Origin of the sequence: Streptomyces sp. SID4985 (assembly GCF_009863025.1) — a bacterium.
In the GTDB taxonomy this organism is placed as follows: domain Bacteria; phylum Actinomycetota; class Actinomycetes; order Streptomycetales; family Streptomycetaceae; genus Streptomyces.
This window is the reverse complement of the sequence record NZ_WWIR01000515.1, coordinates 1-9,113: the sequence shown is the minus strand read 5'-3', so window position 1 is coordinate 9,113 and position 9,113 is coordinate 1. Positions and strand designations below refer to the sequence as shown.

Sequence of the window (9,113 nt, the reverse complement as noted above, 5' to 3'; positions counted from 1 at the left end):
CCCGGTCCGCGACCGCCGCCCGCTCCGACTCGGCCCGCAGCCCCGCGAGCACCGGCACCCGGCCCTCCACCGGCCGCACCCCCAGCAGCACCGGCACCCCCACCGAGGCCAGCTCCTTCGCCACCGCCTGCGCCAGCACCGCCCACCCCGCGCCCGGGCCGACACAGTCCCCGACCCGCATCACGACCGGCAGCAGCGGGCCCTCGCCGGGCCGGAAGCCCAGCACCCGGGCCTGCGCGGGGGCGTCCTCGGCGGCGATCCGGCCCTCGGCGAGGTCGCTCAGGAAGTCGCCCCGGCCCCGTGCCGCCAGCTCCTCCTCCTGCCGGGCCTGCATCAGCACCACGGCGACGATCCCGGCCGCCCGCTCGGCCGCCATCCGGTGCACCGGGGCCAGCGGCCCGCGCACCGGCAGCAGCACAAGCCGCGCCCGTACGGAACCCCGCCCCGGACCGCCCCCGGGCACGTCCACCAGGACCGAACCGGCCGGTGGCGGTACATCCCGCTGCTTCCCGCGCAGCCTCTCCCACACCTGCAGGGCGTCCGCGCCCTCGGGGCCCGCCCCGGCCGCGTACAGCAGCCGGCCGTCCGCCGTCTCCAGGAACACCGGGTTGGCCGCGAAGTCCGCCAGGATGCCCAGCATCTGCGGCACCCCGCCCCCGCCGAGCAGCGCCTCGGTGCAGCGGCGGTGCACCTCCTCCGCCCGCTGGAGCAGGGCGTAGTGCCCGTTGACGATCTCGGTGTGGATCTCCTCGGTGACGGTCACGAACGCCACCTCGCGATGCAGCTGCACCAGCGGCAGCCCGGTCGCCCGCGCCGTGTCCACCAGGGCGGCGGGCAGCCGGGTGAAGCGCGGGCCCAGCTCCACCACCAGCGCGGCGATGCCCCGCTCGGCAAGCGTCCGCACGAACGCCCGCTGCTCGGCGGGGCGCGTGCCGAGCCCGTACCCGGTGGTGAGCAGCAGCTCGCCGCCCTTGAGCAGCGAGGCGATGTTCGGCACCTCGCCCGCGTGCACCCAGCGCACCGTGCGCCCCAGGCGGTCGCCGCCCGCCAGGATCTCCGGCAGCCCGCCGCGCAGCCCCGGCAGCTCCAGGGCGCGCCGGACGGTTATCCCCGCGCCGCGCGGGGCGGCCCCGCTCTCCGTACCGCTGTCCATGCGCCGGACGCTACCCGCGCGCCCGCCGCTCCGACAGCCCCGGCCGTGCGGCTCCGCCTGGTCAGAGCGGCCGGATGTTGTGGTTGAAGCGGAACACGTTGTCCGGGTCGTACGCCCGCTTCACCTTCTCCAGGCGCAGCAGGTTCTCCGCGCCGAGCCCCGCGCGGACCCGCTCCGCGCCCTCGTCGCCGATGAAGTTCAGATAGACGTCGCCCGTGCTCCACGGCTTCACCGCCGCGCGGACCTCACGCACCCAGTCGACCGCCCGGGTGTCGTCGGCGGGGTCCTCCCAGACGGCGAAGGGGTGCGCGACCCAGGCCGCGTCCCGGTACGACACCGGGTACTCGTGCGGCCCCGCGGCGATCGCGCCGCCCTGCGGGAACAGGATGTGCTGGGTGGCGGTCGGCACGGGCTCGCTCGCGGACAGGGCGCAGTACACGTTCACCAGGTCGTCCGGCATCCCGGTCAGATACTCGGCCGACCAGTAGTTCCGCAGCCCCGGCGGATCGTCGATCATGCACTGCACGTCGGCGTACGGCATCTCGCCGACCAGCCCGCCCTCGTACGGCAGTGCCAGCAGCGGTGCCGCCAGCTCGTGGAGCAGGTCGAGGGAGCCCGCGTGCGTGACCAGCACCGCGCAGACCAGTCGGCCCACCATCTGCTCGGGGACGAACTCGAAGGGCGGGCCGGTGAGGTAGATCGTGGCGCCGCTCAGGGAGTCGGGGCCCGCCGCGATCACGTCACGGAACGTGCGGACCGCCTCGGGGCCGTCCTCCGGCGCGAACAGCAGCAGCGCGATCGAGAACTCGGGCAGCTCGTGCAGGCCCAGCGTGAGCGCGGTCGCCACGCCGAAGTTGCCGCCACCGCCGTGCAGCGCCCAGAACAGCTCGGGGTTCTCCCGGGCGCTGGCGCGCACCGGCTCGGCGTCGGCGGTCACCAGCTCCACCGAGCGGAGATTGTCGACGGCGAGCCCGTAGATCCGGTCCAGCCAGCCGGTGCCACCGCCGAGCACGAACCCGCCGACCCCGGTCGTGGAGGCCCGCCCGCCGGTCGTGGCCAGGCCGTACGGCTGGGTGGCCCGGTCCATGTGGCTCATGGTCGCCCCGCCCCCGACCCGCACCTCACGGGCCTCCAGGTCGACGTCCACCTGATGCATCCGGCGCAGATCCACCACCACCGCGCCGTCCCCCAGCGCCGTACCGGCCACACTGTGCCCGCCCCCGCGCACCGCGACCGGCAGATCCAGCTCCCGCGCGAACCGCACGGCCCGGATGACGTCCGCCGTGTCCGCGCACTGGGCGATCACGGCGGGCCGCCGGTCGATCATCCCGTTGTAGACGGCCCTGGCCTCGTCGTAGCCCGCGTCCCCCGGCGCGAACACCTCTCCGGCCAACTCCTCGCGCAGCACGGCCAACGCCGCACCCGCCTTCGAGAGGGAAGCCATGGCCGCCCCCTTCCGAGATCGGGGGCAGAATGCGCTCCCAGCCTAGGCGCGCGCGGCATCCCGGTCATCCGCAAGGGGCAGCCCTAGAGGCCGAAGCCCTCCGGGAAGTCCCGGAGGAACGCCCGGCGCCGGGGGTCGGTCTCCGCCCCGGCCATGCCCTCGATCACCGCCAGCAACTCGCCCCGCTGGCCCGCCGACAGCCGGCCCATCACCGCCGCGACGCCCTCCAGCGCCTTCACGGCGTCGTCCTGGTCCATCCGCTCGTCGTCGGCGCCCTCGATGAACCAGGTCAGGTCGACGACCACCTCGGCCAGGGCATGGACCAGGGACGGATACGCGGCGGTCGTGTCGGACACCCCGTCAGCCCCCGTACGCACCCGAAGCCGTCAGCCGCAGTGCCGTGTCGATCAACGGCACATGGCTGAACGCCTGCGGGAAGTTGCCCACCTGGCGCTTGAGGCGCGGGTCCCATTCCTCGGCGAGCAGGCCGAGGTCGTTGCGCAGGCCGAGGAGCTTCTCGAACAGCTTGCGGGCCTCGTCCACCCGGCCGATCATCGCCAGGTCGTCCGCCATCCAGAACGAGCAGGCGAGGAAGGCGCCCTCGTCACCGGGGAGGCCGTCCACGCCCTCGTGCTCGCCGTCGGTGGGGTAGCGCAGGATGAAGCCGTCCGGGGTGGACAGCTCGCGCTGGATCGCCTCGATGGTGCCGATGACGCGCTTGTCGTCGGGGGGCAGGAAGCCCATCTGGGGGATGAGCAGCAGGGAGGCGTCCAGTTCCTTGGAGCCGTAGTACTGCGTGAAGGTGTTGCGCTCCGGGTCGTAGCCCTTCTCGCAGACCTCGCGGTGGATCTCGTCGCGCAGTTCCTTCCAGCGCTCCAGCGGGCCCTCGGCGTCGCCGGACTCGATCAGCTTGATCGTGCGGTCGACGGCGACCCAGGCCATCACCTTGGAGTGCACGAACTGCCGGCGCGGCCCGCGCACCTCCCAGATGCCCTCGTCCGGCTCCCGCCAGTGGTCCTCCAGATAGCGGATCAGCTTCATCTGGAGCACCGAGGCGTAGTCGTTGCGGGCGAGTCCGGTCATGTGCCCCAGGTGCAGCGCCTCGATGACCTCGCCGTACACGTCCAGCTGGAGCTGGTGCGCCGCGCCGTTGCCGACCCGGACCGGCGTCGAGTGCTCGTACCCCGGCAGCCAGTCCAGCTCGGCCTCGCCCAGCTCGCGCTCACCGGCGATGCCGTACATGATCTGGAGGTTCTCCGGGTCGCCCGCGACCGCCCGCAGCAGCCACTCGCGCCAGGCGCGGGCCTCGTCGCGGTAGCCGGTGCGCAGCAGCGAGGACAGGGTGATCGCCGCGTCCCGGAGCCAGGTGTAGCGGTAGTCCCAGTTCCGCACGCCCCCGATGTCCTCGGGCAGCGAGGTGGTGGGCGCGGCGACGATGCCGCCGGTCGGGGCGTACGTCAGCGCCTTCAGAGTGATCAGCGAGCGGATCACGGCCTCGCGGTAGGGGCCGTGGTACGTGCACTGCTCGACCCAGTCACGCCAGAAGTCCTCCGTCGCCTCCAGCGACTGCTCCGGCTCGGGCAGCGGCGGCGGCTCCTTGTGCGAGGGCTGCCAGGAGATCGTGAACGCCACCCGCTCACCGGGTGCGACGGTGAAGTCGGAGTACGTCGTCAGATCCTTGCCGTAGGTCTCGGCGTCCGTGTCGAACCACACCGAGTCCGGCCCCGCGACCGCCACCGTGCGGTTGTCGTGCTTGTGCACCCACGGCACCACCCGGCCGTAGGAGAACCGCATCCGCAGCTCCGAGCGCATCGGCACCCGGCCGCTGACGCCCTCCACGATCCGGATGAGCTGCGGGGCGCCGTCGCGCGGCGGCATGAAGTCGGTCACCCGGACCGTGCCGCTCGGGGTGTCCCACTCCGACTCCAGGATCAGCGAGTCGCCCCGGTAGCTCCGCCGCGCGGCCTTGGGCGGCGGCGCGTCGGCCGCGTGCGCCGGGCCGATCCGCCAGAAGCCGTGCTCCTCGGTGCCCAGCAGGCCGGCGAAGATGGCATGGGAGTCGAAACGGGGCAGGCACAGCCAGTCCACCGTGCCGTCCCGGCAGACCAGCGCCGCCGTCTGCATGTCTCCGATGAGTGCGTAGTCTTCGATGCGCCCGGCCACGTGCAACTCCAGTCGAACGGCCACGTCACCCCCCGCGCGAGGGGGCTGTCGCTTGGTGCGGTCAAGGGATCGTCGGTTGTGCGTCGTTGAGCGGTGAAGCAAAGCAGCCGTCCGAGCCCTGAGGCAAACGGCAGTCCTCGCTCGACGAACTGCCACGCTGTGGTTGCCTCCGGCGGGTGGTGCGGGCGGGGGTGTGCCGTCGTTCCGGCCGGGCTCGGCAGCGAGTGTCCGAGCAGGATACGACGCACGTAGATGATCTGCGCGCCGCTCCGGACAACCCGTGTGAGCCGAACGAGTGAGCACCGGGTGAGAACCCCGCGACCGGCCCGGACACCGCCCCCGCGCTGGTCACAGCCGCGTGCCCGGGTCGTCGCGGAGCGTGCCCGGACGCCATTCCCTCCGGGCGCTGATACCCTGGTAGCCCGTGGACCGGTGGGCGTAAAACCCCCGAACCGCAGCGACGGCGCCACCGCGAGGAAGACATGATCCTCCGGGCCGACGGCCGTTCCGCATCACAGACAGCGACCACGGGAGCCCCCTCTTGGCCATGCCGCCGAAATCTACGACGACCAAGCACATCTTCGTCACCGGGGGTGTCGCCTCCTCGCTCGGCAAGGGCCTCACCGCCTCGAGCCTCGGAATGCTGCTCAAGGCTCGCGGCCTGCGCGTCGTGATGCAGAAGCTCGACCCGTACCTGAACGTGGACCCGGGCACGATGAACCCCTTCCAGCACGGCGAGGTGTTCGTCACCAACGACGGCGCCGAGACCGACCTGGACATCGGCCACTACGAGCGCTTCCTCGACCGCGACCTCGACGGCTCCGCGAACGTCACCACCGGCCAGGTCTACTCCACCGTGATCGCCAAGGAGCGGCGCGGCGAGTACCTGGGCGACACCGTGCAGGTCATCCCGCACATCACCAACGAGATCAAGCACCGCATCCGGCGCATGGCCACCGACGAGGTGGACGTCGTCATCACCGAGGTCGGCGGCACGGTCGGCGACATCGAGTCGCTGCCGTTCCTGGAGACCGTCCGCCAGGTCCGCCACGAGGTCGGCCGGGACAACGTCTTCGTCGTCCACATCTCGCTGCTGCCGTACATCGGCCCCTCCGGCGAGCTGAAGACCAAGCCGACCCAGCACTCCGTCGCCGCGCTGCGCAACATCGGTATCCAGCCCGACGCCATCGTGCTGCGCTGCGACCGCGAGGTCCCCACCGCCATCAAGCGCAAGATCTCGCTGATGTGCGACGTGGACGAGGCCGCCGTCGTGGCCTGCCCCGACGCCCGCTCGATCTACGACATCCCGAAGGTCATCCACGGCGAGGGCCTGGACGCCTACGTCGTGCGCAAGCTCGACCTGCCCTTCCGCGACGTGGACTGGACGACCTGGGACGACCTGCTGGACCGCGTCCACAAGCCGGACCACGAGATCACCCTCGCCCTGGTCGGCAAGTACATCGACCTGCCCGACGCCTACCTGTCGGTCACCGAGGCGCTGCGCGCGGGCGGCTTCGCCAACAAGGCCCGCGTCAAGATCAAGTGGGTGACCTCGGACGACTGCAAGACCCCGGCCGGTGCCGCCGCCGCCCTCGGCGACGTGGACGGCATCTGCATCCCCGGCGGCTTCGGCGACCGCGGTGTGCTCGGCAAGGTCGGCGCGATCCGCTACGCCCGCGAGAACAAGATCCCGCTGCTCGGCCTGTGCCTGGGTCTCCAGTGCGTGGTGATCGAGGCCGCGCGCAACCTGGCCGACATCGCCGACGCCAACTCCACCGAGTTCGACCCGTCCACCGCGCACCCGGTCATCTCCACCATGGCCGAGCAGATGGACATCGTCGCCGGTGAGGGCGACATGGGCGGCACCATGCGCCTGGGCATGTACCCGGCCAAGCTGGCCGAGGGCTCCATCGTGCGCGAGGTCTACGACGGCAAGGAGTACGTCGAGGAGCGGCACCGCCACCGCTACGAGGTCAACAACGCGTACCGCGCCGAGCTGGAGAAGAAGGCCGGTGTCCTCTTCTCGGGCACCTCGCCCGACGGCAAGCTCGTCGAGTACGTCGAGTACCCGCGTGACGTCCACCCCTACCTGGTCGCCACGCAGGCCCACCCCGAGCTGCGCTCCCGGCCGACCCGGCCGCACCCGCTGTTCGCGGGCCTGGTGAAGGCTTCCGTCGAGCGCAAGACGGCGGGCAAGCCGAAGAACTCCAAGTAACACACCGATTGTTACGGTGACCGGGGTGCGAACCTTCAACAGGGACGCACCCCGGTTTTCTTTTGCGTGACGGGAAGGACAGGGCATGACGATCAAGGACACCCCCGAGGAGTGGGAGGTCCGCGGTACCGCGACCCCCTTCAAGGGCAACAAGACCTCCGTCCGCACGGACGACGTGGTCATGCCCGACGGCTCGGTGGTCCGCCGCGACTACCAGGTCCACCCCGGCTCCGTCGCCGTCCTCGCCCTGGACGAGGAGGACCGGGTCCTGCTGATCAACCAGTACCGCCACCCGGTGCGCCACAAGCTCTGGGAGATCCCGGCGGGCCTGCTAGACGTGCCCGGCGAGAACCCGCTGCACGCCGCCCAGCGCGAGCTGTACGAGGAGGCGCACGTCAAGGCCGAGGACTGGCGGGTCCTCGCCGACGTCTACACCACCCCGGGCGGCTGCGACGAGGCGGTGCGGATCTTCCTCGCCCGCGACCTCGCCGAGGCGGAGGGCGAGCGCTTCGAGACGGAGCACGAGGAGCAGGACATGGGGTACGCCCGCGTGCCCGTCGACGAGCTGGTCCGGCTGGTCCTCGCCGGGGACGTGCACAACAACTGCCTGGTCGTGGGCGTCCTCTCGCTGGTCGCCGCGCGCGGCGGGGAGGGCCTGGACGCGCTGCGCCCGGCCGACGCGCCGTGGCCCGCGCGACCGTTCAGCGCGTGACCGTACGCGGGACGGCAGGTGTGAGGCAGGTGTGACGGTATTGGTGTGACCATCGCCTGATCCGATCGGGGGATGTACCCGCCCCGCTCGCACGGGAAGGTCGCAGAGCGTGAACTAGGCTCTGGAATCGCCCGTACCGGAAGAACCGGCGGGCTGTGCGCGTGCGGTGGGACGGGAGCGTGACCCGTGACGGATCAGGCGGTGGACCAGAACGACGTGCGGCCGGCGGAGCCTCCAGCCGCACCGGCCTCGTTCCTGGGCCGCACACGGGAGTTGAAGGAACTGCGCGCCGACATCGAGCGCACGGGACTGGACACCCTCGCCGGGCGCAAGGCCCCCCGCGCGAGGGTCCTCCTCATCGCCGGGCGCCCCGGCTCCGGCCGCACCGCCCTCGCCGAGGAACTCGTCCGCCAGGTCGCTCCCCGTTACCCCGACGGCGTCCTGCGCGCCCGGCTCAGCGACCCCGACGGCACCCCCGTACCGGTCGAGCGCACCGCCCGCGACCTGCTCACCGCCCTCGGCGTGCGCCCGCCCGCCGGAGCCCCCGAGGACGTCCTGACCGAGGTGCTGCGCACCGCCCTCACCGGCCGCCGGACCCTGCTCCTGCTGGACGACGCGACCGGTGCCGAACAGGTCGACGCCCTTCTCCCGGACGCCCCGGACTGTCTGGTCGTCGCCGTCTCCGCGGGCCCGCTCACCGGCATCGCCGACGTCCGCCCCTGCACCCTGGGCGGCCTCGACACCAAGTCGGCCGTCGAACTCCTCACCCGCTGGGCCGGATCGGTGCGCGTCACCGTCGACCCGCGCTCCGCCGAGAGCCTGGCCGAGATCTGCCAGGGGCAGCCCGCCGCGCTCACCCTGGCGGGCGGCTGGCTCGCCTCGCGGCCCCAGGCCGGGATCTCCGACCTCGCCAAGCGGATGCACGCCGACTCCGACGACGGCAGCGACAGCCCCCCGCTCACCCGTGTCCTCCGGCTCGTCCACGACCGGCTCCCCGTCGCCTCCGCCCGGCTGCTGCGCCTGCTCTCCCAGGCCCCGGCCGGGACCGTCGACCCGCACACCGCCTCAGCCCTGGCCGGCTGCTCGCCCACCCGCGCCCGCGCCGTCCTCGACGACCTCACCGCCGTGGGCCTGCTGTGCCACGCCGACTCCGCGCTGCCCGAGTACGAGGTGCCCGGCTGTCTGCACCCCCTGCTGCGCGCCCTCGCCGAGAAGGAGGACCGCCCGGCCGAACTCCAGCTGGCCCGCGCCCGCGTCCTGGAGCGTGACGTACGGCTGCTGCAGTCCTGCCGCGCCGCTGTCGAGACCGACAGCCCGCAGGCCCGCGAGAAGCTGCGCTCGCTGCCCCCCGCGCTGCGCTTCGCGAGCGCGGAGGCCGCCGCCGAGTGGCTGACCGTCCGCAGGCCCGCCCTGCTGGCCGCCGCCC

General features: G+C 72.6%; 7 protein-coding genes. 3 read left to right on the top strand and 4 right to left on the bottom strand.

What is annotated here, in order from left to right; all coding sequences use genetic code 11:
• From GTW40_RS22470 to GTW40_RS22455, 4 genes are all read right to left on the bottom strand, one after another.
• The coding region (locus GTW40_RS22470; RefSeq protein WP_161181993.1) for a PucR family transcriptional regulator ligand-binding domain-containing protein at nt 1–1,153 on the bottom strand (1,153 nt) is incomplete at its 3' end.
• A gap of 61 nt (nt 1,154–1,214) precedes the next feature.
• Nucleotides 1,215–2,597: an FAD-binding oxidoreductase gene (locus tag GTW40_RS22465; RefSeq protein ID WP_161181992.1), complete on the bottom strand. Its 1,383-nt coding sequence runs from the start codon at nt 2,595–2,597 to the stop codon at nt 1,215–1,217.
• Between the two features lie 83 nt (nt 2,598–2,680).
• Entirely contained in the window at nt 2,681–2,953 is a 273-nt protein-coding gene (locus GTW40_RS22460; protein WP_161181991.1) for a hypothetical protein, read from the bottom strand.
• A 4-nt stretch (nt 2,954–2,957) separates the two neighbouring features.
• A complete protein-coding gene (locus GTW40_RS22455) occupies nt 2,958–4,760 on the bottom strand; it encodes a glycoside hydrolase family 15 protein (protein ID WP_161181990.1) in 1,803 nt (600 codons plus the stop codon).
• 547 nt (nt 4,761–5,307) lie between these two features.
• Here GTW40_RS22455 and GTW40_RS22450 point away from each other — a divergent pair.
• The 3 genes from GTW40_RS22450 to GTW40_RS22440 all read left to right on the top strand — a co-directional run.
• The gene (locus GTW40_RS22450; protein ID WP_161181989.1) at nt 5,308–6,975 is read left to right on the top strand and encodes a CTP synthase; all 1,668 of its coding nucleotides are present in this window, start codon (nt 5,308–5,310) and stop codon (nt 6,973–6,975) included.
• 85 nt (nt 6,976–7,060) lie between these two features.
• Nucleotides 7,061–7,687: an NUDIX hydrolase gene (locus tag GTW40_RS22445; protein WP_161181988.1), complete on the top strand. Its 627-nt coding sequence runs from the start codon at nt 7,061–7,063 to the stop codon at nt 7,685–7,687.
• A 186-nt stretch (nt 7,688–7,873) separates the two neighbouring features.
• The coding region (locus GTW40_RS22440) for an NB-ARC domain-containing protein (RefSeq protein ID WP_343245762.1) at nt 7,874–9,113 on the top strand (1,240 nt) is incomplete at its 3' end.